The 23,167-nt window shown below is 65.6% G+C and carries 21 protein-coding genes; 9 read left to right on the top strand and 12 right to left on the bottom strand.

Annotated elements, in window-relative coordinates; all coding sequences use genetic code 11:
• Nucleotides 1-15: 15 nt before the first annotated feature.
• Genes AC1MCA_RS20630 through tkt form a run of 5 tightly spaced genes read right to left on the bottom strand, consistent with a single transcriptional unit; the run spans nucleotide 16 to nucleotide 7,432 of the window.
• A complete protein-coding gene (locus AC1MCA_RS20630) occupies nucleotides 16-957 on the bottom strand; it encodes a glucose-6-phosphate dehydrogenase assembly protein OpcA (RefSeq protein WP_479800195.1) in 942 nt (313 codons plus the stop codon).
• Complete coding sequence (gene zwf, locus AC1MCA_RS20625; RefSeq protein ID WP_479800194.1) at nucleotides 954-2,519, bottom strand: glucose-6-phosphate dehydrogenase; 1,566 nt, start codon at nucleotides 2,517-2,519, stop codon at nucleotides 954-956. Before zwf ends, AC1MCA_RS20630 begins: the two co-directional genes overlap by 4 nt.
• Nucleotides 2,520-2,534: 15 nt before the next feature.
• Complete coding sequence (locus AC1MCA_RS20620; RefSeq protein WP_479800193.1) at nucleotides 2,535-4,169, bottom strand: glucose-6-phosphate isomerase; 1,635 nt, start codon at nucleotides 4,167-4,169, stop codon at nucleotides 2,535-2,537.
• Between the two features lie 6 nt (nucleotides 4,170-4,175).
• Entirely contained in the window at nucleotides 4,176-5,291 is a 1,116-nt protein-coding gene (tal, locus tag AC1MCA_RS20615; protein ID WP_108600556.1) for a transaldolase, read from the bottom strand.
• A gap of 23 nt (nucleotides 5,292-5,314) precedes the next feature.
• On the bottom strand, nucleotides 5,315-7,432 hold the full coding sequence (tkt, locus tag AC1MCA_RS20610; protein WP_479803487.1) for a transketolase: 2,118 nt from the start codon (nucleotides 7,430-7,432) through the stop codon (nucleotides 5,315-5,317).
• A 518-nt stretch (nucleotides 7,433-7,950) separates the two neighbouring features.
• On the opposite strand from tkt, the gene AC1MCA_RS20605 reads away from it, so the two are divergent.
• Nucleotides 7,951-8,910, top strand: a complete 960-nt coding sequence (locus tag AC1MCA_RS20605; protein ID WP_108600558.1) for a heme o synthase — start codon at nucleotides 7,951-7,953, stop codon at nucleotides 8,908-8,910.
• Nucleotides 8,911-9,249: 339 nt separating this feature from the next.
• Here the strand turns inward: AC1MCA_RS20605 and AC1MCA_RS20600 are convergent, their stop codons facing one another.
• Genes AC1MCA_RS20600 through AC1MCA_RS20590 form a run of 3 tightly spaced genes read right to left on the bottom strand, consistent with a single transcriptional unit; the run spans nucleotide 9,250 to nucleotide 11,967 of the window.
• A complete protein-coding gene (locus tag AC1MCA_RS20600; RefSeq protein ID WP_479800192.1) occupies nucleotides 9,250-10,194 on the bottom strand; it encodes a COX15/CtaA family protein in 945 nt (314 codons plus the stop codon).
• 7 nt (nucleotides 10,195-10,201) lie between these two features.
• Entirely contained in the window at nucleotides 10,202-11,002 is an 801-nt protein-coding gene (locus AC1MCA_RS20595) for an ABC transporter permease (protein WP_479800191.1), read from the bottom strand.
• Nucleotides 10,999-11,967 carry an ABC transporter ATP-binding protein gene (locus tag AC1MCA_RS20590; protein WP_479800190.1) on the bottom strand — a complete coding sequence of 323 codons (969 nt, stop codon included), beginning with the start codon at nucleotides 11,965-11,967 and terminating at the stop codon, nucleotides 10,999-11,001. The genes AC1MCA_RS20595 and AC1MCA_RS20590 overlap by 4 nt, the downstream gene beginning before the upstream one ends.
• Nucleotides 11,968-12,073: 106 nt before the next feature.
• Between AC1MCA_RS20590 and AC1MCA_RS20585 the strand changes: the two genes are divergently transcribed.
• From AC1MCA_RS20585 to AC1MCA_RS20560, 6 genes are all read left to right on the top strand, one after another.
• On the top strand, nucleotides 12,074-12,916 hold the full coding sequence (locus AC1MCA_RS20585) for a helix-turn-helix transcriptional regulator (RefSeq protein ID WP_479800189.1): 843 nt from the start codon (nucleotides 12,074-12,076) through the stop codon (nucleotides 12,914-12,916).
• Nucleotides 12,916-14,379 (top strand): Fe-S cluster assembly protein SufB, encoded by a 1,464-nt coding sequence (gene sufB, locus AC1MCA_RS20580; protein WP_108599660.1) that lies wholly within the window; start codon nucleotides 12,916-12,918, stop codon nucleotides 14,377-14,379. Before AC1MCA_RS20585 ends, sufB begins: the two co-directional genes overlap by 1 nt.
• 2 nt (nucleotides 14,380-14,381) lie before the next feature.
• A complete protein-coding gene (gene sufD, locus AC1MCA_RS20575; RefSeq protein WP_479800188.1) occupies nucleotides 14,382-15,668 on the top strand; it encodes a Fe-S cluster assembly protein SufD in 1,287 nt (428 codons plus the stop codon).
• A 15-nt stretch (nucleotides 15,669-15,683) separates the two neighbouring features.
• Entirely contained in the window at nucleotides 15,684-16,043 is a 360-nt protein-coding gene (locus AC1MCA_RS20570; protein WP_108599658.1) for a non-heme iron oxygenase ferredoxin subunit, read from the top strand.
• 100 nt (nucleotides 16,044-16,143) lie between these two features.
• Complete coding sequence (sufC, locus tag AC1MCA_RS20565; RefSeq protein ID WP_479800187.1) at nucleotides 16,144-16,932, top strand: Fe-S cluster assembly ATPase SufC; 789 nt, start codon at nucleotides 16,144-16,146, stop codon at nucleotides 16,930-16,932.
• A 9-nt stretch (nucleotides 16,933-16,941) separates the two neighbouring features.
• Nucleotides 16,942-17,274 carry a metal-sulfur cluster assembly factor gene (locus tag AC1MCA_RS20560; RefSeq protein ID WP_108599656.1) on the top strand — a complete coding sequence of 111 codons (333 nt, stop codon included), beginning with the start codon at nucleotides 16,942-16,944 and terminating at the stop codon, nucleotides 17,272-17,274.
• Between the two features lie 114 nt (nucleotides 17,275-17,388).
• Here AC1MCA_RS20560 and ypfJ read toward each other — a convergent pair whose 3' ends face one another.
• On the bottom strand, nucleotides 17,389-18,270 hold the full coding sequence (gene ypfJ, locus AC1MCA_RS20555) for a KPN_02809 family neutral zinc metallopeptidase (RefSeq protein WP_479800186.1): 882 nt from the start codon (nucleotides 18,268-18,270) through the stop codon (nucleotides 17,389-17,391).
• 60 nt (nucleotides 18,271-18,330) lie between these two features.
• Between ypfJ and AC1MCA_RS20550 the strand changes: the two genes are divergently transcribed.
• On the top strand, nucleotides 18,331-19,737 hold the full coding sequence (locus tag AC1MCA_RS20550; protein ID WP_479800185.1) for a class I adenylate-forming enzyme family protein: 1,407 nt from the start codon (nucleotides 18,331-18,333) through the stop codon (nucleotides 19,735-19,737).
• On the top strand, nucleotides 19,727-20,926 hold the full coding sequence (locus AC1MCA_RS20545) for a thiolase family protein (RefSeq protein WP_479800184.1): 1,200 nt from the start codon (nucleotides 19,727-19,729) through the stop codon (nucleotides 20,924-20,926). The genes AC1MCA_RS20550 and AC1MCA_RS20545 overlap by 11 nt, the downstream gene beginning before the upstream one ends.
• A gap of 48 nt (nucleotides 20,927-20,974) precedes the next feature.
• On the opposite strand, the gene AC1MCA_RS20540 is transcribed toward AC1MCA_RS20545, so the two are convergent.
• Genes AC1MCA_RS20540 through AC1MCA_RS20530 form a run of 3 tightly spaced genes read right to left on the bottom strand, consistent with a single transcriptional unit; the run spans nucleotide 20,975 to nucleotide 22,947 of the window.
• Complete coding sequence (locus tag AC1MCA_RS20540) at nucleotides 20,975-21,598, bottom strand: energy-coupling factor transporter transmembrane component T family protein (RefSeq protein WP_479800183.1); 624 nt, start codon at nucleotides 21,596-21,598, stop codon at nucleotides 20,975-20,977.
• A complete protein-coding gene (locus AC1MCA_RS20535) occupies nucleotides 21,595-22,311 on the bottom strand; it encodes an energy-coupling factor ABC transporter ATP-binding protein (protein WP_479800182.1) in 717 nt (238 codons plus the stop codon). Before AC1MCA_RS20535 ends, AC1MCA_RS20540 begins: the two co-directional genes overlap by 4 nt.
• Before the next feature lie 6 nt (nucleotides 22,312-22,317).
• On the bottom strand, nucleotides 22,318-22,947 hold the full coding sequence (locus tag AC1MCA_RS20530) for a biotin transporter BioY (protein ID WP_479800181.1): 630 nt from the start codon (nucleotides 22,945-22,947) through the stop codon (nucleotides 22,318-22,320).
• Nucleotides 22,948-23,167 lie beyond the last annotated feature (220 nt).

Here is a 23,167-nt window from a genome sequence, read left to right as displayed (position 1 = left end):
ATGCTTACTCTTGGCTCAACGCTCACTGGGTCGGACGCTCCTTAGATTGGTACGTGGCAGTCCAATAGTAATCACTTCACCGAAGACCTCGTCGGGGTCAAGGCGGCGGAGCTCTTCGGCGAGGCAGTCTTTGAGGCTGCGGCGGGGCAGCGAGATGCGTTGGGCCGGCTGCCCCGGTTGCGTGAGTTCGGCGACGGACAATCCGGGGCGGAAGAGCTGGACATCGCCGCCGGGCCGGCTGAGCCGGACGCGCCGGATGCCGGTCCCTGCGGGGTCCGCCACAATGGTGACGGGGGCGTCCAGGGCCAGCGTGAGCCAGGCCGCGAGGAGGATGGTCGAGGGTGAGTCGGAGGCGCCTTCGACGGCGACAGCGGTCACCGGCGAGGGGTCAACCTGGTCCAGGACGGCGGCGAGCTGGATCCGCCAGTTCGTCAGCCGTGTCCAGGCAAGGTCGGTATCGCCGGCCTTGTAGGTGGTCCGGATGTTCTCCAGCGCTTTTTGCGGGTCCGGTTCGTTCGCGGAGTCGGTGATGCGTCGGTGCGCGATCCTGCCGACGGAGGTTTCGCAGGCGTTCTCCGGTGCCCCGTGGGGCCACCAGGCCACGATCGGGGCGTCCGGGAGCAGCAGCGCAGCGACCAGGGATTCGCTTTCGTGGGCAAGCTCCCCGTAGCCGCGCAGCACGATGACTTCGGACGCGCCGGCGTCACCGCCGACCCGGATCTGGGCGTCGAGCCTGTCCGGGGCCTTGGCACCGGCGTCGGCCAGGACGATGATCCGGCAGGGGTGCTCGCGGCTGGCCTCGTTCGCGGCCTCGATCGCTTCTTCCTCGAGCCCGGAACGGGTGACCACCACGAGGGTCAGCACCCGTCCCAGGGCGATCACACCGCCCTGCTCACGCAGGGCCATGATCTTTTTCGAGATCTTCGAGGTGGTGGTGTCCGGCAGGTCAACAATCATGGCCTTCTCCAGGTTCGTCCGTCGCGGGCCAGCAGTTCATCCGCGGAGGCGGGTCCCCAGCTGCCGGGAGCGTAGGGTTCGGGCTGTTCGTTCTGTTCGGCCCAGAAGTCTTCAAACGGATCAAGGATCTTCCAGGACAGCTCCACTTCGGCGTGCCGCGGGAACAGCGGCGGCTCCCCGAGCAGGACGTCCAGGATCAGCCGCTCATACGCTTCAGGGCTGGATTCGGTGAAGGAGTGCCCGTAGCCGAAGTCCATGGTCACGTCACGGACTTCCATCTGGGTGCCCGGAACCTTGGACCCGAACCGGATGGTCGCGCCCTCGTCCGGCTGGACCCTGATCACCACGGCGTTCTGGCCGAAGTCGTCCTCGCCATGGTCACGGAACAACAGGTTGGGGGCGCGCTTGAACACCACGGCAATCTCGGTCACGCGGCGGCCCAGCCGCTTGCCCGCCCGGAGGTAGAACGGCACACCGAACCAGCGCCGGGTGTTGATGTCCACGCGGATCGCGGCGAACGTCTCGGTGGTGGAATCGGCCGGGATGCCGTCTTCCTCCAGGTAGCCCTGGACCTGTTCCCCGCCCTGCCAGCCGCCGGCGAACTGCCCGCGCGCAGAATGGGTCGAGAGGTCCTCCGGGAGCTTGACCGCGGCCAGGACCTTTTCCTTCTCAGCCCGCAGGTCGTCGGCGTTGAAGGAAATGGGCTCCTCCATCGCGGTCAGGGCCAGCAGCTGCAAAAGGTGGTTCTGGATCACGTCGCGGGCCGCGCCCACGCCGTCGTAGTACCCTGCCCGGCCACCGGTGCCGATGTCCTCGGCCATGGTGATCTGGACATGGTCGACGTAGTTCGCGTTCCACAACGGTTCGAACAGCTGGTTAGCGAACCGCAGGGCCAGGATGTTCTGCACCGTCTCCTTGCCGAGGTAGTGATCGATCCGGAACACCGCGTCTGCCGGGAACACCGACTCGACGATGTCGTTCAGCTGCCGGGCCGACTCCAGGTCATGCCCGAACGGCTTCTCAATGACCACCCGCCGCCACTTGTCCCCGTCAGCCTGCGCCAGTCCGTGCTTGGACAGCTGCCGGCAGACCTGCTCAAACGCCTTGGGCGGGATCGAGAGGTAGAACGCGTGGTTCCCGCGGGTACCACGGGTCTCATCGAGTTCCTCGGTGACCTCGCCCAGACGCTCGAACGCGTCGTCGTCGTCGAACCCGCCCTGGACAAAGCGGATGCCCTCGGCGAGCTGGTTCCACACCGCCTCATCAAACGCGGTCCGGGAGTAAGCCTTGACCGATGCCTTGACCTCGGCGGCGAAATCGGTGTCCGACCAGTCCCGCCGGCCGAACCCGACCAACGCGAAACTGGGCGGCAACAAACCCCGGTTCGCCAGGTCATACACCGCAGGCAGCAGCTTCTTACGGGCAAGGTCTCCGGTCACTCCAAAGAGCACCAACGAGGACGGACCGGCGATCCGGTTCAAACGGCGGTCACGCGGATCCCGGAGCGGATTACGCCCTGATTTGGAGCGCGCGGACCTGTTGCCGTATTCGGTTTCTGGCATGGTTGCTGTTGTGCCTTAGCTTTCAGTGACGGAGGCAGGCCTGGCGGCAAGCGCTGCAATGATGTCCTGCAGCTGTGCTGCGCCGGCGGCGCGGTCGGTCAGGTGCAGACGCAGGACGGGACGGCCGTGACCGGCCAGGACCTGGGCGTCGCCCGCGGCCTGTGCGGAGATCAGGTCCCCGAAGGTGAACGGACGGTCCGGGATGGCCAGGTCCTCGGCGGGAGCCGCGGTGACCTGAAGGAAGACGCCGATGGCGGGGCCGCCCTTATGGAACTGTCCGGTGGAGTGCAGGAACCGCGGACCCCAGCCGAAGGTGACGGGCCGGCCGCTGACGGCTGCGAGTTCGTCGCGGATGCCCTCAAGCTGCGCGTAGGCCAGCCGGTCGAAGTAGGCCTGGACGCTGAGGTAGCTCTCGTCGTCGAGCGTTCCGAGGAGGGCGCCAACGGCTTCCTCCGCGGTGGCGGCACCGCGGAGCCAGTCCCCGCCCCGGACCTCGATGGCGCCGTCAACGAAGGCGGCGGGTGTGGGTTCGGGCTGTGCGTCCAGGAGGCCGCGGGCAGCGACCTTGGCAGCCTCCACGTCCGGCTGGTCGAACGGGTTGATGCCCAGCAGGCGCCCCGCGACGGCGGTGGCGAATTCCCACACCATCATCTGCGTGGCCAGGCCACCGGCGATCGCCACTTCGTTCTCACCAAGTTCGACGTCGGCATCCGCGGCTACCAGCCGGACAACCAGGACGTCGGCTGCACCGGAGGTGACCTCCGGGGAGTTGGGTCCGGCCACCACCGGCAGGACGCCGGTACCGAGCTTGCCGGTGGATTCTGCGATGAGCTGTTCGGCCCAGTCCGCGAAGCCCACAATGCCCGAGCCGTCCTCAGCGATGACGATCTTGTTGCGCAGCGGGTTGGTACCACCCAGAGCCGTACCCAGGGCAAGCCCGATGTTCTCGGCCGCGTCCTCGTTCAGGACCTCGGCAGCTTCCTCGGCCTCATCCAGGAAAGCCTGGATATCCACGCCGGCAAGACCTGAGGGGACCAGGCCGAAAGCGGTCAGCGCTGAGTAGCGGCCGCCAACGTTGGGGTCCGCGTTGAAGACGGCCCGGTAGCCGGCCTCGCGGGATGCTTTGTCCAACGGCGAGCCCGGATCGGTGACAATGATGATCCGGCTCCTGGCATCGAGACCTGCCTCGTTGAAGGCGTGCTCGAAAATCCTGCGCTGGGAGTCGGTCTCCAGGGTGGAACCGGACTTGGAGGAGACCACAATTGCGGTTTCGCCCAGCCGGTCCGCAAGGGCAACACGGACCTGGTCGGGGTCAGTGCTGTCCAGAACAGTCAGCTCGACGCCAGCGGTGCCCGCGATGACCTCGGGAGCGAGGGACGATCCGCCCATGCCGCAAAGCACGATCCGGGTCACCCCTTCTGCCCGCAGGGCATCGCGCAGTTCGAGGATATCCGCCACCAGGGGCTGGGAGACGGTGGCCGCCTCAACCCAGCCGAGGCGCACTGCGGACTCGGCTTCGGCGTCAGGACCCCACAATGTGTGGTCCTTGGCGAAGATCCTGGTGGCAACGCGGTCCTCTACCAGGGCGGGGAGGTGCTGCTCGAGTGCCTGCTGTGCGGCACCGGTGGCGTCGTAGCTGAGTGTGCTCATGAGGGGTTAGGAAGCCTTCCGTGCGGCGGCGAGGGCACCTTCGACGTCTGCCAGCAGTTCCTTCCAGCTGGCCACGAACTTGTCGAGGCCTTCGGATTCGAGGAGCGCAACAACCTCGTTGTAGGAAATGCCCAGCTTCTCGAGGGCGTCGAGCGTGGCGTTCGCATCGGCGTACGTACCGGTGACGGTGTCGCCGGTGACCACACCGTGATCGAAGGTGGCGTCCAGGGTCTTCTCCGGCATGGTGTTGACCACACCGGGTGCTACGAGCTCCGTGACGTACAGGGTGTCCGGGTAGGCCGGATCCTTGACGCCGGTTGATGCCCACAGCGGGCGCTGGGGGAGCGCGCCGGCCTCGGCCAGCAACGCCCAGCGCTCCGTGGAGAAGAGTTCTTCGTACACCTGGTAGGCCAGGCGGGCGTTTGCGACGCCGGCCTTGCCCTTGAGTGCCTTGGCCTCGTCGGTGCCGAGGGCATCGAGGCGCTTGTCGATTTCAGAGTCAACGCGGGAAACGAAGAACGACGCGACCGAGTGGATTTTGGAGAGGTCGTGGCCGTTCTCCTTGGCCTGCTCCAGACCGGACTGGAACGCGTTGATGACGGCCCGGTAGCGCTCCAGCGAGAAGATCAGGGTCACATTGACGCTGATGCCCTCGGCCAGGGTGGCGGTGATCGCTTCCAGGCCTTCGAGTGTTGCCGGGATCTTGATGTGGACGTTGTCCTTGTTGACCTTCTTGTACAGGTGCTTGGCCTCGGCGATGGTGCCGGCCGTGTCCCAGGCAAGGCGCGGGTCAACTTCGATGGACACGCGGCCGTCGACGCCCTTGGTCGCTGCGGCAACCGGAGCGAAGAGGTCGCAGGCGTCGGCCACATCCGTAGTGGTGATTTCGAAGATGGTGTCTTCGACGCTGGCACCGGCAGCGGCCTGCGCTGCGATGGTGGCGTCGTAGTCCGTGCCTGCCGTGATGGCGGCGTGGAAGATGGACGGGTTGGTGGTGACACCAACAACGTTCTTCTCTTCGATGAGCTTGCGCAGTGTCCCGGTCTCGAGGCGGCTGCGGGAAAGGTCATCCAGCCAGATGGACACTCCGGCGTCGGAAAGTTGCTGAGTAGGCGTAGTCATTTTTGTATCTCCTGGAATCTGTTTCAGGCCTGAAGGCCAGCGAGGGAGTCCTTGGCAGCGGCGGCGACAGCCTCCGCGGTGATGCCGAACTCCTGGAAAAGGCGCTTGTAGTCAGCGGAAGCGCCGTAGTGCTCGAGTGAGACGGAACGGCCGGCGTCGCCGACGAATTCGCGCCAGCCGAGGGCCAGGCCGGCTTCGACCGATACCCGGGCCTTGACGGCGGCAGGGAGAACGGATTCGCGGTAGGCGGCGTCCTGCTTGTTGAACCACTCAACACACGGCATCGAGACAACGCGGGCCGCGATGCCGTCAGCCTGGAGGGCTTCGCGGGCCTGGACGGCCAGCTGGACCTCGGAGCCGGTGCCGATCAGGATGACATCGGCCGGTACGGTGGCGCCGTCCTTGGAGGCTTCGGCCAGGACGTAGCCGCCCCTGGCGACGCCGGCAACGGAACCGAACGTGTCGCCGTCGGCCGTTCCCTCACCACGTGCGTAGGTGGGGATGTTCTGGCGGGTGAGGACGATGCCGGCCGGGTTCCCGTGGTTCTCCAGCATGGTCTTCCATCCTGCAGCAACCTCGTTGGCATCGCCGGGGCGGACGACGTCCAGTCCCACGATGGCCCGGAGCGAGGCGAGCTGCTCCACCGGCTGGTGGGTGGGGCCGTCTTCGCCGAGGCCGATGGAGTCGTGTGTCCACACGTAGAGGGACGGAACACCCATCAGGGCACCGAGGCGGATGGCCGGCCGCTGGTAGTCACTGAAGATCAGGAACGTGCCGGAGAACGCCCGGGTGCGTCCGTGCAGGGCGATGCCGTTCACGATCGACGCCGCAGCGTGCTCGCGGATACCGAAGTGCAGGACGCGGCCGTACGGGTTGCCGGACCATGCGTCGGTCTGCTTTGAGGCAGGAACGAACGACGGCGAGCCCTCAATGGTGGTGTTGTTGGACTCAGCGAGGTCCGCTGAACCGCCCCAGAGTTCGGGCATGACCGGGCCGAGGGCGTTGAGCACCTTGCCGGAGGCGGCGCGGGTGGAGACGTCCTTGCCGGCCGGGAAGACCGGAAGTGCGGCGTCCAGGCCCTCGGGCAGTTCCTTGGACTCGACGCGCTCCAGGAGGGAGGCGGCTTCCGGGTTGGCTGCCTGCCAGGCGTTGAAGGACTCTTCCCATTCCTTGTGGGCGGCGGCGCCGCGGTCCACAACGGAGCGGGCGTGGGCCAGGACTTCCTGGTCGACGTCGAAGGACTTGGCCGGATCGAAGCCGAGGACCTCCTTGAGTGCTGCTACTTCCTCGGCGCCCAGGGCCGAGCCGTGGATCTTGCCGGTGTTCTGCTTCTTGGGGGCCGGGTAGCCGATGATGGTGCGCAGCGAGACGATGGAGGGCTTTGACGTCTCGGCCTTGGCGGCGAGCAGGGCCGAGTACAGCTCCTGGACGTCTTCCTTGTATTCGCCGGTCTTGGTCCAGTCCACGCGCTGGGTGTGCCAGCCGTAGGCCTCGTAGCGCTTGAGGACATCCTCGGTGAAGGAGATGTCGGTGTCGTCCTCGATGGAGATGTGGTTCTCGTCGTAGACCACCACGAGGTTGCCCAGTTCCTGGTGGCCCGCCAGGGAGGAGGCCTCGGCGGTGACGCCTTCCTGGAGGTCGCCGTCGGAGGCAATGACCCAGATGGTGTGGTCGAACGGGCTCTCGCCGGCGGCAGCGTCGGCGTCGAACAGGCCGCGCATGCGGCGCTGGGAGTACGCGAAGCCGACCGAGGAGGCCAGTCCCTGGCCGAGCGGGCCGGTGGTGATCTCCACACCGGCGGTGTGCTTGTATTCGGGGTGGCCCGGGGTCAGGGAATTCCAGGTGCGGAGCGCCTCAAGGTCCTTCAGTTCCAGGCCGTAGCCGGAGAGGAACAGCTGGATGTAAAGGGTCAGTGACGTGTGACCCGGGGACAGGATGAAGCGGTCGCGGCCCAGCCAGTCCGGGTTCCGCGGATCGTGCCGCATGAGCTTCTGGAAGAGAAGGTAAGCGGCCGGGGCCAGGCTCATGGCCGTTCCGGGGTGGCCGTTGCCGACCTTCTCCACCGCATCTGCAGCCAGAACGCGGATGGTGTCCACCGCGCGCTGGTCCAAGCTGGTCCATGACAGTTCTTGCTCTTCCAAATGTGGCACGAAAACCGGGCCCCTCTCTGTGCTGACAGTGGGCTGTACACGGGATCCGGTCCGGGGCACGCTGTGGTGCCCGCTGCGGTGTGTACCAGCCGTTCACCATCGAAACGTTTGATCTATCACTCAGACGCCGGCGTCGGGAATGCGTTTTCCACTGCATTCCCCGCTGCGAGCTGATCTGGTGACAGCTTAGCTCGATTCCACTCTCCGGTCAGCGCAAATCTCACGTAGTGGACGCAATTTCCCCTTATGTGAATCAGCATTCCGTGAGGTTGAGTTAATCTGCTCGAATCAGCGTTCGCGCGATCATCTGGGCCTATCAGGCGCCCGTGGCGGTGAACCCGGCACGGTATGATATTCGGAGGCTTGGGCCGGAAACCGCACGTCCGCAAGGACTTTCGGAGTCATTCGGCCGCTGCGCGAACCCGGCCATGGTCAATCCGTGGAGTGCCTGGCATAGCGCCTGCACCAGACAGCTGTACAGCCAGACAGAGACTTACCAACCAGAACGGGTGACTGCCACCGTGAGCACAACTGATACGCCGCTGAACGCTTCCCGCTCCGGAGGGGGAGCCGGGATTGCCCGCAAGGCAAAGGCGTATCTCGCCCTCACCAAGCCGCGGGTCATCGAGCTGCTGCTGGTCAGCACGCTGCCCACCATGATCTACGCCGAGCGCGGCTTCCCGTCCATCGGTCTGATCCTCGCCACGCTGGTCGGCGGCGCTTTCGCAGCCGGCAGCGCCGGTGCCTTCAACTGCTACATCGACCGCGACATCGATAAACTGATGCACCGCACCGAGAAGCGGCCCCTCGTCACCGGCGAAGTGACACCGCGGGAGGCCCTGGTCTTCTCGTGGCTGCTGGGCGCCGCGGCCATCGTCATCCTCTGGTTCGGTGCCAACCCGCTGTCCGCGTGGCTCGGATTCGGTGCCATCTTCTTCTATGTGGTCATCTACTCGATCATCCTCAAGCGCCGCACTGCGCAGAACATTGTGTGGGGCGGGGCCGCCGGCTGCTTCCCGGTGCTGATCGCCTGGGCCGCGGTAACCAACACCGTTGAATGGCCGGCCGTCATCCTGTTCATGGTCATCTTCCTGTGGACCCCGCCGCACTACTGGCCCCTGTCCATGCGCTACGGCGAGGACTACCGCAAGGCCAACGTCCCCATGCTTGGCGCTATTGCCGGGGCCAAAGTGGTTTCCGTCCAGGTGGTCCTCTACGCCTGGGCAATGGTGGTCTGCTCGCTGCTGATGATCCCCGCCGGTGGCGCCGGCTGGGTGTACACGGTCACGGCGGTCCTTGCCGGAGCCTGGTTCCTTTACGAATCGCACGCCCTGTACAGCCGCGCGCACCGCGAAGACATCCCGGACAAGGGCGCCATGAAGGTCTTCCACGGCTCCATCAGCTACCTGACACTGCTGTTCATCGCCCTCGCCGTGGATCCGTTCGTCGGCTCAGCCATCATCAGCTAGGACGCTCTCTCACTTAATGTGGGTTTTCGGCCGACGCTCTCTCTTAACGTGGGAAATCCAGAAGCCCTCTTGCACTTTCAGTGCAGGAGGGCTTTCTTTCTTGCACGGTGTGATTGCGCGCTGACCACGGCAGCCGGTCCGCGAGGTGCTGGAGCGTTGTCAAAAAAGCCGCAGGATCTGCCAGAGCGTCGCCGCAAGAGCCGCAGAATCTGCCAGAGAATCGCAAGAATGGCGGCAGGATCTGCCAGAGGGTGTGGGCAACGGGAGGCGCCCCGGTTCGTCGTGAACCGGGGCGCCGGGGCCAAGCAAGGGACCTGCGCAGTACTGCGCGGGGCGTGACTACTTCTGCGGGCTGGAACGCGCGACGTCGGCGGCGTTCGTTGCGGCGCTCATCAGCAGTGCGGCGCCGAGCATGTGGGCGCCCACCAGCAGTGCGGGAATGCCGTTGTAGTACTGCGTGAAGCCGATAACGCCCTGCAGCAGGGTAACGGCGAGGAGCAGCACGGCAGCCGTCCGGAAAGGCCCACTGATTTTCCGGGTGAAGACAATGACCAGCGCGAAGAGCGTTCCAGCAGTAATCAGGTAGGCGGGCACCGCATGGATGTGCGAGAAAAGGTCCCAGTCGAGGTTGTTGCGCGGCGCATCAGCGTCCCCGGCATGGGGGCCTGCGCCTGTGACCACCACTCCGAGCATCACCGCCACGGCGGAAAAGAGCGCGACGGCGGCAGATGCCGGACGCAGGACGGCCGGCAGTGCGGGGAGACGGAGTGTTCCAAAGCGGCCTGTCCTGGCGAACGCCCGGTTGACCAGCAGGGTGGCGATGACCACCAGGGCCATGGACACCAGGAAGTGCAGGCCCACAACCCAGGGGTTGAGGTTGGTCAGGACGGTGATCCCGCCGATGACGGCCTGGGCAGGGATACTGGCCAGCAGCCCAGCCGCCAACAGGAAGAGGTCCTTGCGTTCTTTCCTGAGGTTCCACAAGTAGACGAGCATCATGACGGCAACGGCTGCCAGCGCGAACGTCAGGAGCCGGTTGCCGAACTCGATGAACCCGTGGATCCCCATCTCGGGAGTGTTGACCAAAGAACTGTCGGTGCAGCGCGGCCAGGTGGGGCAGCCAAGGCCGGACGAGGTCAGACGGACTGCACCGCCGGTCACGACCAGCGCCGTTTGACCAACGAGGGACGCGACAGCCAGGCGGCGGACCCGGGCGTCAACAGTGCGGGGCAGCCGCGCCATGAGGTTGCCTGCGATCTGGGGGAGGCGTGAAGCCGTACTCACGGATATCTCAATTCCACTTGAACCAACGGATGGCTGCTGCGCCGGCGAGGACTGTCCAGGCCAGCAGGATAAACGCGGCACCCACATCAACGGTGCCGAACAGGAAAGCTTCGCGCACGGCCTCGCCGAGGGCGCCGGAAGGCAGGTACACAACAATGCTCTGGGCCACAGCGGGCAACCGGTCGGCCGGGATCACGATCCCGCCGAGGACTCCCAGCAGGATCCACAGCAGATTGGTGATGGCGAGGGTTGCTTCGGGACGGACCGTGCCTGCAACGAGCAACCCCAGGGCAGTAAACGCCGCGGCACCGAGCACCAGCAGGAACAGTCCCGGGAGCCAGCCGGCTGCTGGCGGCTGCCAGCCCAGGGGAAGCGCCACCAGGGTGACCACCATGACCTGCAGGCAGAGAACCACCAGCACGGCCAGCACCTTGCCCGCGATGAGTCCGGTGCGGCCCAGGGGAGTGGTGGACAGGAAGCGGAGAACCCCATAACGCCGGTCAAAGCCGGTGGCGATACCCTGCCCGGTGAACGCTGTCGACATGGCGCACAAAGCCAGGATGCCCGGCACGGCCACGTTGATGCGGCTTGCCCCAAGGCCGTCCAGGAAGGGGGTGACGGTCAGGCCCACCAGGGCGAGCAGAGGCAGGACGACGGCGAGTATCAGTTGCTCGCCATTGCGCAGCATGGTGAGGGACTCGTAGCGGCCCTGCAGCAGGATGCGCCGCGCGAGGGAAGCCGGCGACTGGGACGTGGGCTTCCCGGCAGCCGACGTGCCGGCCGAAGCCGGGTAAGGCGCGTTGGTCATCGGATGTCCTTTCCCGAGACGTCAAGGAAGACGTCTTCCAGGCTCCGGGCCTGCAGGCTCAGGGAGCCGGGCATGATGTTGTGGGCCGCCCACCAGGAGGCCAGTGAGGCAAGGTCGGCCGGGGTCAGCGGACCTGAGGCAACGTAGCTGCCCGCACGGGTTTCGGTGACTGTGATGTTTGCGGGCAACACGCCGGCGAGATGAAGCCCCGCGGGTGCCTCGAAGACAAGGGTGCGGACATGTTCCAGGCCCTCTTCCACCACCGGGTCCCGCTGGAGCAGCTGGGGAACGGTGCCCTCCGCGACATTCCGGCCGGCGTCGATGATGTAGACATAGTCCGCCAGCCTTTGGGCGTCGTCCATCAGGTGGGTTGTGAGGATGATCCCCATTCCGGCGTTCCGCAGTTCCCCGATCAGGTCAAAGACAAGCTGGCGGGACTGGGGATCCAGACCCGCACTGGGCTCATCCAGGAAAAGCACCTCCGGGTTGCCGATCAATGCCGCGGCAAGTGCCAGCCGCTGCTTCTGCCCGCCGGAAAGCCGGCGCACGGAGGTCCTGCTGAAATCATCGATGCCGAGCCGCTGGACAAGATCGTCCACGGAGCGCGGCCTTGAGTACATCCCGGCGATGTGCCGCAGCAGCGGCAAGGGACGGGCCGACGGCGGGAGGCCGCCGTCCTGGAGCATCACGCCCACGCGGGCACGCAGTCCTGCACCTGCCTGGCCGGGATCCTGGCCCAGCAGGGAGATGTTTCCGCCGGTACGCTTCTGGACTCCCTGGGCGCACTCGATCGTGGTGGTCTTTCCTGCTCCGTTGGCGCCAAGGAGGGCAGTCACCTGGCCCCGTTCGGCTACAAGGGAGACGCCGCTCACCACCCGGAGCATCTTGCCGTCCAGGCTGGCCAGCGGACCAACATCCTTAATTAACCCGCTGATGGTCAGAACCGGGGACTCGGGGGATCGCACCCCAGCATTCTACGTGATGTAGTAACAGCCGGCCGTTTCCACCCGTCGGCATCAGGCCAGCCTCGCCTTACTGGAAGGGGGGAGTAAATTACGACATGATTGTGTTGTGTATTCCATGAGCAATGCTACTGCTGTGCCTTTTACCGGGCACGGGGCGCCACGCGCCGCCGCTGAGCGCGGTCACATCGCCGCCGTCCCGGTGGCGGATGCAGACGAGCGTACCCGGGACCGGGTCCTCGGCGCCGTCCTGGAGCACGGTCCCGTCAGCGCCGCTGAACTTGGCGACCTGCTGGGCTTCACGCCCGCGGCCGTCCGCCGCCATCTTGACCATCTCTCCCGGAGTGGAGTCATTGAGGTCAAACGGGTAGCCAAGGCCGGCGCCGGTGCAGGCCGTCCCGCCCGCCGCTACGTACTCAGCTCCCAGGGGCAGTCGTCCCTGGGCAACGATTACCTCGATATCGCCAGCCTGGCGCTCAAGCAGCTCCAGGCCGTGGCGGGCGACGAAGCCGTCCGACAGTTCGCCGTCGACCGTTTCTCCGAAATGGAAGCCCGCTACGCACCCGAAATCGAGCAGGCCGGCCCGGATATCACCGCCAGGGCCCGTGCGCTGTCAGCGGCACTGAGCCGCGACGGCTTTGTGGCCTCGGCCGCAGAGATTCCGGCCAAGGCCCCCTTGCCGGCGGCCCTGTCCAGTGTCCAGCTTTGCCAGGGGCACTGCCCGATCCAACAGCTCGCCGCCCAGTTCCCCGTCTTCTGCGATGTGGAGACCGAGGTGTTCGCAAGGCTGGTAGGCGTCGATGTCCGCCGGCTTTCCACGCTGGCGCGCGGCGGTCACGTCTGCACCACCCATATACCTACAGGCCGGCTGGCCGCCGGAGGATCTCATGTCCCCCGGACCGCCACCGCCAGCCTGGTTGAAGTAAACAACCATCAGCAAGAAAGGCCGTGATGACGGACCAACTATCAGAGAAAGCGGTAGCCGAAGACACTGTGATCTCCGAGATTCTTGAAAAGAATCCCGAGCTCCACGGCATCGGCACGTACGAGTACGGCTGGTCCGACAAGAACGACGTCGGAGCCAACGCCCGCCGCGGCATCAACGACGAAGTGGTCCGGGACATCTCGGACAAAAAGAGCGAGCCCGAGTGGATGCTCGACCTTCGCCTGAAGGGCCTGAAGTACTTCGACCGCAAGCCCATGCCCACCTGGGGTGCAGACCTCTCCGGCATCGACTTCGACAACATCAAATACTTTGTACGCTCCACGGAGAAGCAGGCCGCCACGTGGGAGGACCTGCCCGAGGACATCCGGAACACCTACGAAAAACTGGGTATTCCGGAAGCCGAGCGCAGCCGCCTGGTATCCGGTGTGGCAGCACAGTACGAGTCCGAGGTGGTGTACCACCAGATCCGTGAGGACCTGGAACAGCAGGGCGTCATCTTCCTGGACACCGACACCGCCCTGCGCGAACACCCGGAGATCTTCCAGGAGTACTTCGGCACGGTCATCCCGGTGGGCGACAACAAGTTCGCTTCGCTGAATACGGCCGTCTGGTCCGGCGGATCCTTCGTTTACGTTCCCAAGGGCGTCCACGTGGACATCCCGCTGCAGGCGTACTTCCGCATTAACACCGAGAACATGGGCCAGTTCGAGCGGACCCTGATCATCGCGGACGAGGACTCCTACGTCCACTATATTGAAGGCTGCACGGCTCCGATCTACACCTCGGACTCGCTGCACTCCGCCGTGGTGGAAATCATCGTCAAGAAGGGCGCCCGCGTCCGTTACACCACCATCCAGAACTGGTCCACCAACGTGTACAACCTGGTGACCAAGCGTGCCATCTGCGAAGAGGGCGCCACCATGGAATGGGTCGACGGCAACATCGGCTCCAAGGTCACCATGAAGTACCCGGCTGTGTACCTGGTGGGCGAGCACGCCAAGGGCGAGACCCTGTCCATCGCCTTCGCCGGCGCCGGCCAGCACCAGGACACCGGCTCGAAGATGGTGCACATCGCACCGAACACCAAGAGCTCCATCATTTCCAAGTCAGTCGCCCGTGGCGGCGGACGTGCTGCCTACCGCGGCCTGGTCCAGGTCCGCGAAGGTGCCAAGCACTCGGCCAACACCGTGCGCTGTGACGCGCTCCTGGTGGACACCATCAGCCGTTCTGACACCTACCCGTACATCGACATCCGCGAGGATGACGTGGTCATGGGTCACGAAGCAACCGTTTCACGGGTCAGCGAAGAACAGCTCTTCTACCTGATGTCCCGCGGCATGCGCGAAGACGAGGCCATGGCGATGATCGTCCGCGGCTTCATCGAGCCGATCGCCCGCGAACTCCCCATGGAGTACGCACTTGAGCTGAACCGCCTGATTGAACTGCAGATGGAAGGGTCCGTCGGATAACGATGACTGAAATCACTACTGAAAAGGCCCGCATCGGCGCCCCCTCAGCCCAGCCGTTCATTAACGGCTTCACCGAAGAAGGCGAAAGCCTGTCTCCGATCAACGCGGCAGCTTCGAAGGCACCCCTTGCCGGCGAAGCAGTCAAGCGCCACTCGCACGGCGGCGGCGTGGGCGTTCCGGACAGCTCGCGCGCCGGCCGCCTGACCTCCTACAAGCTGGCGGACTTCAAGCCGCTCACCGGCCTGGAAGAGGACTGGCGGTTCACCCCGCTCAAGCGCCTCCGCGGCCTCCACAGCGAGGTCCTGAACGGTGCGGCCCCGTCCGTCACCGTCAGCGGCCCCGAGCAGGTCACCGTGGAGACAGTGTCCCGCGATGACAAGCGCATCGGGTCCGCCGGCATCCCGGAGGACCGTGTGTCCGCCAACGCCTGGGAGAACTTCAGCGAAGCCACCGTCCTGACCATCCCGGCAGAGTTTGAAGCCGGCACTGAGATCAACGTGGTCATCACCGGCCAGGACACTGTGGCAGCTGCCCAGCACCTGGTGATTGTGGCGCAGAAGTTCTCCAAGTCCGTGGTGGTCCTCGACCACCAGGGCTCGGCTGTTGTTTCGGAAAACATTGAAATTGTTGTCGAAGACGGTGCCGACCTGACGGTCGTCTCGCTCCAGGAATGGAACGACGACGCCGTCCACGCGTCCTCCCAGCAGGCAAAGATCGGCCGCGACGCCAAGCTCAAGCACGTCGTCGTCAGCCTCGGTGGAGACCTGGTCCGCGTCACGCCGTCGGCACGTTTCACCGCCCCCGGCGGCGAAGCGGAAATGTTCGGCCTGTACTTCGCGGACGCCGGCCAGCACCTGGAACAGCGGCTGTTCGTTGACCACGCGGTGGCCAACTGCACCTCCAACGTCCTGTACAAGGGCGCACTGCAGGGCCGCAACGCCCACGCCGTGTGGGTGGGCGACGTCCTGATCCGCAAGGAAGCCGAAGGTACCGACAGCTACGAGGCCAACCGGAACCTGCTCCTCACGGACGGCGCCCGCGCCGACTCCGTGCCGAACCTGGAGATCGAAACCGGCCTGATCAAGGGAGCCGGCCACGCCAGCGCCACCGGCCGGCTGGATGACGAGCACTTGTTCTACCTGATGGCACGCGGCATCCCGGAAGACGTTGCCCGCCGCCTGGTGGTCCGTGGCTTCCTGCACGAGATCATCCAGCAGATCAAGGTTCCCGCCCTCGAAGAGCGGCTGACCGACGCTGTTGAGCGTGAACTCGCCGTGACGAACAACTAGGCGGCCCGGAACACGATGACTGAACAGCCAAAGGGCGAGTTTGTCTGCAAGACGGATGAGATCCAGCTCAAGCAGGCCCTGCGGATCCTGATCGATGACTACCCCGTAGCCATCGTCAAGGATTCCATGGGCGAGATCCACGCCATCGGGGACACCTGCTCCCACGCGGACATTTCACTGTCCGAGGGCGAGGTTGAGGGATGCATGATCGAATGCTGGGGCCACGGCTCCCAGTTCGACCTGCGGAGCGGCGAGCCGCTCCAGCTTCCCGCCTACGATCCGGTACCGGTGTTCGCCGTCGAGATCCACGGCGACGAGGTCTATGTGGACTTCACGAACGTCCTCAACGGAGCAGAAGCCCCGAACTTCAGCTAGCAGCATCAGCCGTCAGCACGGCACACAGCAACAGAACCGAAACTTCCAGATACAGACCGCACCGCAGCCGGAGGGCACGGTGCAGAGGAGAACAAGATCTATGTCTACTCTTGAGATCAAGGACCTGCACGTCAGCATTGACACGGAGCAGGGCACCAAGGAGATCCTGAAGGGCGTCAGCCTGACCATCAAGACCGGTCAGACCCACGCCATCATGGGCCCCAACGGTTCGGGCAAGTCCACCCTGGCATCCACCATTGCCGGCCACCCGCGCTACAACGTCACCAGCGGAACCATCACGCTCGACGGCGAAGATGTCCTCGCCATGAGCGTTGACGAGCGGGCCCGTGCGGGCCTCTTCCTGGCCATGCAGTACCCCGTGGAGGTCCCCGGTGTCAGCATGACCAACTTCCTGCGCACTGCAAAGACCGCCATTGACGGTGAAGCACCCAAGCTGCGCACCTGGACCAAGGAAGTCAAGGACGCCATGGCGCAGCTGCGCATCGACGCCGACTTCGCCCAGCGCAACGTCAACGAAGGCTTCTCCGGCGGCGAGAAGAAGCGCGTGGAGATCCTCCAGCTGGAACTCTTCAAGCCGAAGTTCGCCATCCTGGACGAGACCGATTCAGGCCTTGACGTTGATGCCCTCAAGGTTGTCTCCGAAGGTGTGAACCGTGCCCACGAGACGGGCAACATGGGCACACTGCTCATCACGCACTACACCCGCATCCTGCGTTACATCAAGCCTGACTTCGTTCACGTTTTCGTTGACGGCCAGGTTGTTGAAGAAGGCGGCCCGGAGCTCGCCGACCGCCTCGAAGAAGAAGGCTACGACCGTTACGCCACTGGCGCCGGCGCAGCCACGATCGCCGCCTCACAGGCCTCGTAAGGACTTGCCATGACCGAAATCAATGCGGCCCGCACGGGCCTCGAGGATGTCGAAGAGGCACTCAAGGACGTCATCGACCCCGAACTCGGCGTGAACATCGTCGACCTCGGGCTCCTCTACGGCCTGAAGTATTCCGACGACGACGGCGCCCTGCTGATCGACATGACGCTCACCACGGCCGCCTGCCCGCTCACCGATGTCATCGAAGAGCAGGTCGGCAAGGCCCTGGATGGCGTTGTTGATGACTGGCGCCTGAACTGGGTATGGATGCCGCCTTGGGGTCCCGAGCGGATCACCGATGACGGCAAGGACCAGATGCGGGCCCTCGGCTTCAACATCTGACCTTCCGCCAGCGGAAATCCAAACACGTACGACAACGGCCGGTAACCTTCAAAAGCGAAGGTCACCGGCCGTCGTCGTTCCCCGCCGGCCCACCGATCCACCGGTGGGCGGAAATTAGAGTGTGGGGGCCGCGAAGGTGTCGCACTGGTTGATGTCGCCTGAGGTGTAGCCCTGGTAGAACCACTTCTGGCGCTGTTCGCTGGAGCCGTGCGTCCAGGCTTCGGGTGACACCCGGCCTGTGGCGGCTTCCTGGATACGGTCATCGCCCACTGCCGAGGCGGCTGACAGGGCATCTTTCAGGTCCTGTTCGGTCAGCGGTTCCAGGAAGGGCTGGCCGCCGTCCGGACCGGCCTGGGTGGTGGCATAGCGCGTCCACAGACCGGCATAGCAGTCGGCCTGGAGCTCCACCCGGACGGCGCCCGATTCCGGGCCTTGCGGATCCTGCTGGGCCCGGTCGAGGTACCCCAGCACGTTCTGGACGTGGTGGCCGAACTCATGTGCCACTACATATTCCTGCGCCAGCGGCCCGCCGGAGGAACCGAACCGGTCCACCAGTTCCTGGAAGAAGCCGGGGTCGAAGTACGCGGTGGTGTCCGCCGGGCAGTAGAACGGGCCCACGGCGCTGGTGGCCGCACCACAGCCCGTGTTGGTTCCCCCGGCGAAGATGACCGTTTCCGGTTGCGGGTACTCCACGTTGTAGTCCTTGAGGTAGGCCGGCCAGAACGCGTTCAGGCTGTTGACGGTTCCGGTGATCCGGCAGTCCAGCCGCGCGTCGGCGTCCGCACCGGTAGCGCAGGCGGGAGCCGTGCCCTGGCTTTGCTCTGCAGTACCGCCGCCGGTCAGGCCTTCAAGGAGGGCAGGGTTGACGCCGAGCAGCGCTGCGATCAGGAGGATAAGGCCGCCGCCGATGCCGCCGCCGACTTTGGCACCGCGGCCCATGCCGCGCCGGTCCTGCACCTGGGAGGGGTCCAGTTGGACGTTGTCATTGAAGCTCATAAAGTCACAATAGCCTTTACGGGCGGTCCCTAGCCGAGCCCGACCGGTAAAGTTGGGACGATGCCTTTTCTCGATAAGATCCAGCGTTGGGCCAACGAACGCCCCGACAACACCGCCGTTGTGGTGGCTGGCCGGCGGCTCAGCTGGGCTGACCTCCGCGACGCCGCCACAGCTGCCGTGCCCGCTTCGGCCGGCGTCACAGTCCTGGCGGAAACAAACTCCATTGACTTCCCGGTCCGGTTCGCCGCTGCCGTAGCCGGCGGACGCCAGTGCGCAGTCCTGGACCCCGCCTGGCCCACGGCGCTGCATGAGGAAATTGTGCAGCGGCTGGAAGAATCGGCGCAGCCTTTTCCGGTGGCCGGAGATGATCCGCTGGCTGACGGGCCGCCGGACTCGACATTCCTGATCGGTCTGACTTCCGGAACCACGTCTGTGCCGAAGGCCTTTACCCGGTCCCGGAAATCCTGGCAGCGTTCCTTCGAGGCATCCATGGAATTCTTCGGCCTCCGCCAGGACGACGTCACCCTTGCGCCGGGCCCGCTGGTATCGAGCCTGAACCTCTATGCCCTCGCAGAGTGCCTGTACGCCGGCTCCGAGTTCCAGACCCTGGAAAGTTTCGACGTCGGTGATGTCCACGCCGCCATCACGCACGACGGCGTCACCCGGCTGGTGCTGGTACCCACCATGCTGCGGCTGCTCAGCGAGCGTGGGCTGACCGGCTGCGTGGACGCCTCCGGAGTGAAAACAATAATCTGCGCCGGCTCCAAGCTCGATGCACGCACCCTCGAAGCCGCACGGCGCTGGGCTCCGAACGCCACCATCTTCGAATACTACGGAGCCTCCGAACTCAGTTTTGTCTCCGGCGCCGGCCTTGAGGCCGGAGAGCCCTTGGACGCCGGCGGCACCGGGATCGGACATCCGTTCCCCGGCGTCGAGGTCAGGATCCTTGACGACGACGGCTCTGAACTGACCGCCGGCGAGGCCGGCAACATCTGCGTCCGCAGCGGCATGGTCAGCAACGGCTACCTGTGGGGTGACGACGGCCAGGCGCTTCGGTCCTTCGACGGCTGGTTCACCGTGGGAGACCAGGGCTACCTCGCCGACGGGGAACTGCACATCCTGGGCAGGCGCTCGGACATGATCCTGACATCGGGTAAAAACGTCTATCCGCACGAGGTGGAGCTGGCCCTGGCCTCAATTCCGGGCGTCGCTGCAGCTGTGGCTGCCGGGATGGCGGACGATCTGCGCGGCCAGCGTGTTGTTGCCGGAGTGGTCCCGTCACACGGCGGAATCACAGCGACCCAGCTCAAGGCCGGGCTCGAAAGCATCCTGCCCCGCGACAAACGCCCCCACCAATACTTTGCCCTGTCCGAACTTCCCACCACCGACCGCGGCAAAGTCAGCCGGAACATGCTGCTGGAGTGGATTGGCTCACGTGACCAGAGGGCACGGCACCTTGAACGCTGACCAGCTGCCGCCCGGCCGGCAGCCGGTGATCATCGCGGCCCGGCGCACGGCAATCCGCCGCGCGAAAGGCGCGCTGAAAGACCTGCGTGCCCACCAGCTGCTGGCACCGGTCCTGGCGCAACTGCTCGCTGAGAGCAACGTTCCGGCCGAAGCCATCACGGACGTGGTGATTGGCAATGCTGTGGGTGGCGGCGGTAATGTTGCCCGCCTTTCCCTGTTGGACGCCGGGCTTCCGGTCAGCGTGCCGGGCCTGACCGTGGACCGGCAATGCGGTTCAGGACTGGATGCCATTGCCCTGGCAGCCCGGCTGGTGGCCGCCGGCGGCAGCCCGATCTATCTCGCCGGGGGAGTGGAAAGCATCAGCACCGCCCCGTTGCGCGCCCACCGGAACGACGACGGCGAACCTGACTTTTTCCCCCGCGCGCAGTTTGTGCCGCACAGCTTTGGGGACCCTGACATGGGTGTGGCCGCCGAGAACGTGGCAGCCCGCTTTGAGATCAGCAGGGACCGGCAGGACGCCTTTTCGCTCGGAAGCCACCAACGTGCCGTCGCGGCGGGCAAAGCCGGATTGTTCGACGCCGAAATCACGCAGGTGGAAACCCCGGCGGGAAGCATCAGCGCCGACGACGGTCCGCGCCCTGGACTCAATTCCAACATCCTGGCACGGTTCCCGCCCGCCTTCGTCGAGGGTGGGACTGTCACCGCCGGGAACTCGTGCTTTGACGCGGATGCCGCGTCCGCCGTCGTGATTACTTCGCTGGAGAGGGCCCGCGAGCTGGGCGCGGCGGACGGACTGCTGGTCCTGGCGACGGACACCGCGGGCGTGGAGCCACGGCTGCTGGGCATCGGTGCCGCCGTTGCTGCCGAGCGCCTGCTGGCGGCCGCAGGTCAGTCCGTGGCCGGTGTGGGCCTGGTGGAATTCAATGAGGCCTTCGCGTCGCAGGCCCTCGCATGCCTGGATTACCTCGGAATTGAGCCGGAAAGGGTCAACCTGGACGGCGGTGCACTGGCCCTGGGTCACGCCTACGGCGCGTCAGGGGCTGTGCTGGTGACCCGGCTGCTGGCCCAGGCCCGGCGGGGCGGGGTCGACGGCGTCATGGCGCTGGCCCTGATCAGCATTGCCGGCGGCATGGGGACGGCTGCGCTGTTGCGTTACGAACGGATCGAGCGGCGACGACCCGACGCTTGAGAGCCGCCTTGGCACCGGGAAGTCACCTGTCGATGGGGCGAAGGTCAGTCAGTCCTCCGCCTCACCCAGACCCCGTGCGGCCAACGCTTCACCTGTTTGGCGCGCGAACGCCACGGTGGTGATGAAGACGGGCAGGACCAGCGCGCGCGGGTTCCGTTCCAGTCCCCGTGCCCGGGCGGAGTCGCGGACGTCCGCGAAGGCGCCGGCGATGTAGGGGATGCTTCGGAGCATGATCGCAATGGTCAAGGCGAAACGCTCCGGGTCGGCGCCGAAGCGGCGGAACGGCCTGGCCAGTGACACCACACCATCCAGCAGCCGCTGCATGGGGGTGGTCGCGGTCAGCAGGGACGCCGCAACAATGCAGACAAGGATGTTCAGGACGATCCGGGCCGCCGTGGGACCGCCGAGCTGCCACCACTGGAACAGGCCGATGACCGGCAGGACATACAGCAGCGGCCGGATGGCCCCGAAAAGCCTGCGCGGCCCGGCACCCGTGAGCAGGTAGAGTCCGCACATGGCCGCCAGGACCGCCGCCGATGCCAGCCAGTCGACAACCAGGAACGATGCCAGGCCGCATCCCACCACCAGCAGGAACTTCAGGCCAAGGGGCGTCCGGTGGATGACCGAATTTCCCGGTACGTAGTTGGCCAGCAGGAAACCGTGTCCCCTCACGGCGTCGCCAGTCCTTGAGTGGCCACTGCCCGGTAGGCGTCGACGGCTGCTGCCGGGCCGCCGTCGAATATCACCCTGCCCGCCTCAATGACCAGCACGCGGTCCATGTCCAACGCCAGGTCCAGGTCATGGGTGGACATGATGACCTGCTGGTCCAGTCCCGAGAGGGTGCGGCGCAGGAGCTCCCGGTTGCGCAGGTCCAGGAGGGTCGACGGTTCGTCCAGGACCAGCACAGACGGATTCACCGCGAGGACGGCAGCGAGGGCCATCAGCTGGCGCTCCCCGCCGGAAAGTTCGTAGATGCTCTGGTCTGCGAGGGGGAGCAGACCGAACCGGTCCAGTGAAGCCTCGGCAAGCCGACGGCGTTCCTGGCCGTTGCGGACGGAGCGCCGGAGCGACAGTTCAACGTCCTCGCGGCCTGTCGGCATCACGAGCTGCGAAAGGGGATCGGTGAAGACGAAGCCCACCTGGCGGCGCACCGCCCGGACGGCGCCGACAGTATCGGCGCCGTCCACCAGCACCGTGCCGGACGTGGGCTGGACCAGGCCGTTGATCATCCGCAGCAGGGTGGACTTGCCGGACCCGTTCGCGCCGATCACGCCGACTCGCTGCTCGGTCAGCTCAAGGCTGACGTCCTGGAGCAGGGTCTTGGGTTCGGGGTGGCTGTCGACGACGACGGCCACCGACGTGCCCCTGAAGGAGATGGTCGCCATGGCTGCTTAGCGCTTGATCCGCTTCGCCCGGCGTACCAGAACATCCGGAAATGCCCGGTGAAGTGCAACGGCGATCACAGCGGCGAGGATGTTCTTGATCACGTCGCCGGGGTAGAAGACGAGGTCCGCCAGGAACGCCTGGGCGAGCTCTGACTTGGTGTTGACGGCAATCCCGATGACACCGAGGGTGTGCACCACCACGATGCTGGTCACCGTGGCAGCGGCGAAGAACCACAGGGCGCGGGCCCGTGTGGTGCGCCGGATGACCACGACGGCGAGCCAGCCGACCACTGCGGCGGCGATCGGGAAAGCGATGATGTAACCGGCCGACGGGCCGGCCAGGATGCCCAGGCCGCTGCGCCCCTGGCTGAAGATGGGCAGGCCGGCAAGCCCCAGCAGTGTGTACAGGCCTACTGCGGCGAAACCCCGGGCCGGGCCCAGCATCAGGCCGGTGAGCATCACGGCGAGGGTCTGGAATGTAATGGGTATGCCGAACACGTTGGCCGCAATGCCGGGCACCAGCGCAGAGCCCACAACCAGGGCGGCGAACACGGCGATCAGGCCGAGGTCGGTCGCGTTCCAGCGGGAACGTTCACGGGAGGTGGTGCTGTTGACGTCGGTGTCAGTCTGGCTCATGGGGTGGTCCTGTCGTGGATGAACAAACGAAGCTTGGGGTGATCCTGACGTTACCGGCCCCCGTCGGGACCCATGTTGTAGAGGGTCTACTAAACGGGCGGCCAGGCATTGATTGCTCGATACAAAGGAGTGCGGCCATCGCGGCGGTTATTGGGCGGGGATAGGGCCGGTAGACTGGACGAGGCCGCTCTGTCCGGCCAATCTGCCCGCTTCTTCCAGA

The organism is Arthrobacter sp. BK1, assembly GCF_056680055.1.
The sequence above is the reverse complement of the archived record's forward strand: the minus strand, read 5'-3'. Positions and strand labels throughout refer to the sequence as shown.

Excerpts from the sequence above, each read along its gene's own strand:
- AC1MCA_RS20630 (WP_479800195.1), bottom strand. The coding sequence starts at position 957 with ATGATTGTTGACCTGCCGGACACCACCACCTCGAAGATCTCGAAAAAG.
- zwf (WP_479800194.1), bottom strand. The coding sequence starts at position 2,519 with ATGCCAGAAACCGAATACGGCAACAGGTCCGCGCGCTCCAAATCAGGG.
- AC1MCA_RS20620 (WP_479800193.1), bottom strand. The coding sequence starts at position 4,169 with ATGAGCACACTCAGCTACGACGCCACCGGTGCCGCACAGCAGGCACTC.
- tal (WP_108600556.1), bottom strand. The coding sequence starts at position 5,291 with ATGACTACGCCTACTCAGCAACTTTCCGACGCCGGAGTGTCCATCTGG.
- AC1MCA_RS20595 (WP_479800191.1), bottom strand. The coding sequence starts at position 11,002 with ATGACCAACGCGCCTTACCCGGCTTCGGCCGGCACGTCGGCTGCCGGG.
- sufB (WP_108599660.1), top strand. The coding sequence starts at position 12,916 with ATGACGGACCAACTATCAGAGAAAGCGGTAGCCGAAGACACTGTGATC.
- sufD (WP_479800188.1), top strand. The coding sequence starts at position 14,382 with ATGACTGAAATCACTACTGAAAAGGCCCGCATCGGCGCCCCCTCAGCC.
- AC1MCA_RS20570 (WP_108599658.1), top strand. The coding sequence starts at position 15,684 with ATGACTGAACAGCCAAAGGGCGAGTTTGTCTGCAAGACGGATGAGATC.
- sufC (WP_479800187.1), top strand. The coding sequence starts at position 16,144 with ATGTCTACTCTTGAGATCAAGGACCTGCACGTCAGCATTGACACGGAG.
- AC1MCA_RS20560 (WP_108599656.1), top strand. The coding sequence starts at position 16,942 with ATGACCGAAATCAATGCGGCCCGCACGGGCCTCGAGGATGTCGAAGAG.
- ypfJ (WP_479800186.1), bottom strand. The coding sequence starts at position 18,270 with ATGAGCTTCAATGACAACGTCCAACTGGACCCCTCCCAGGTGCAGGAC.
- AC1MCA_RS20550 (WP_479800185.1), top strand. The coding sequence starts at position 18,331 with ATGCCTTTTCTCGATAAGATCCAGCGTTGGGCCAACGAACGCCCCGAC.
- AC1MCA_RS20535 (WP_479800182.1), bottom strand. The coding sequence starts at position 22,311 with ATGGCGACCATCTCCTTCAGGGGCACGTCGGTGGCCGTCGTCGTCGAC.
- AC1MCA_RS20530 (WP_479800181.1), bottom strand. The coding sequence starts at position 22,947 with ATGAGCCAGACTGACACCGACGTCAACAGCACCACCTCCCGTGAACGT.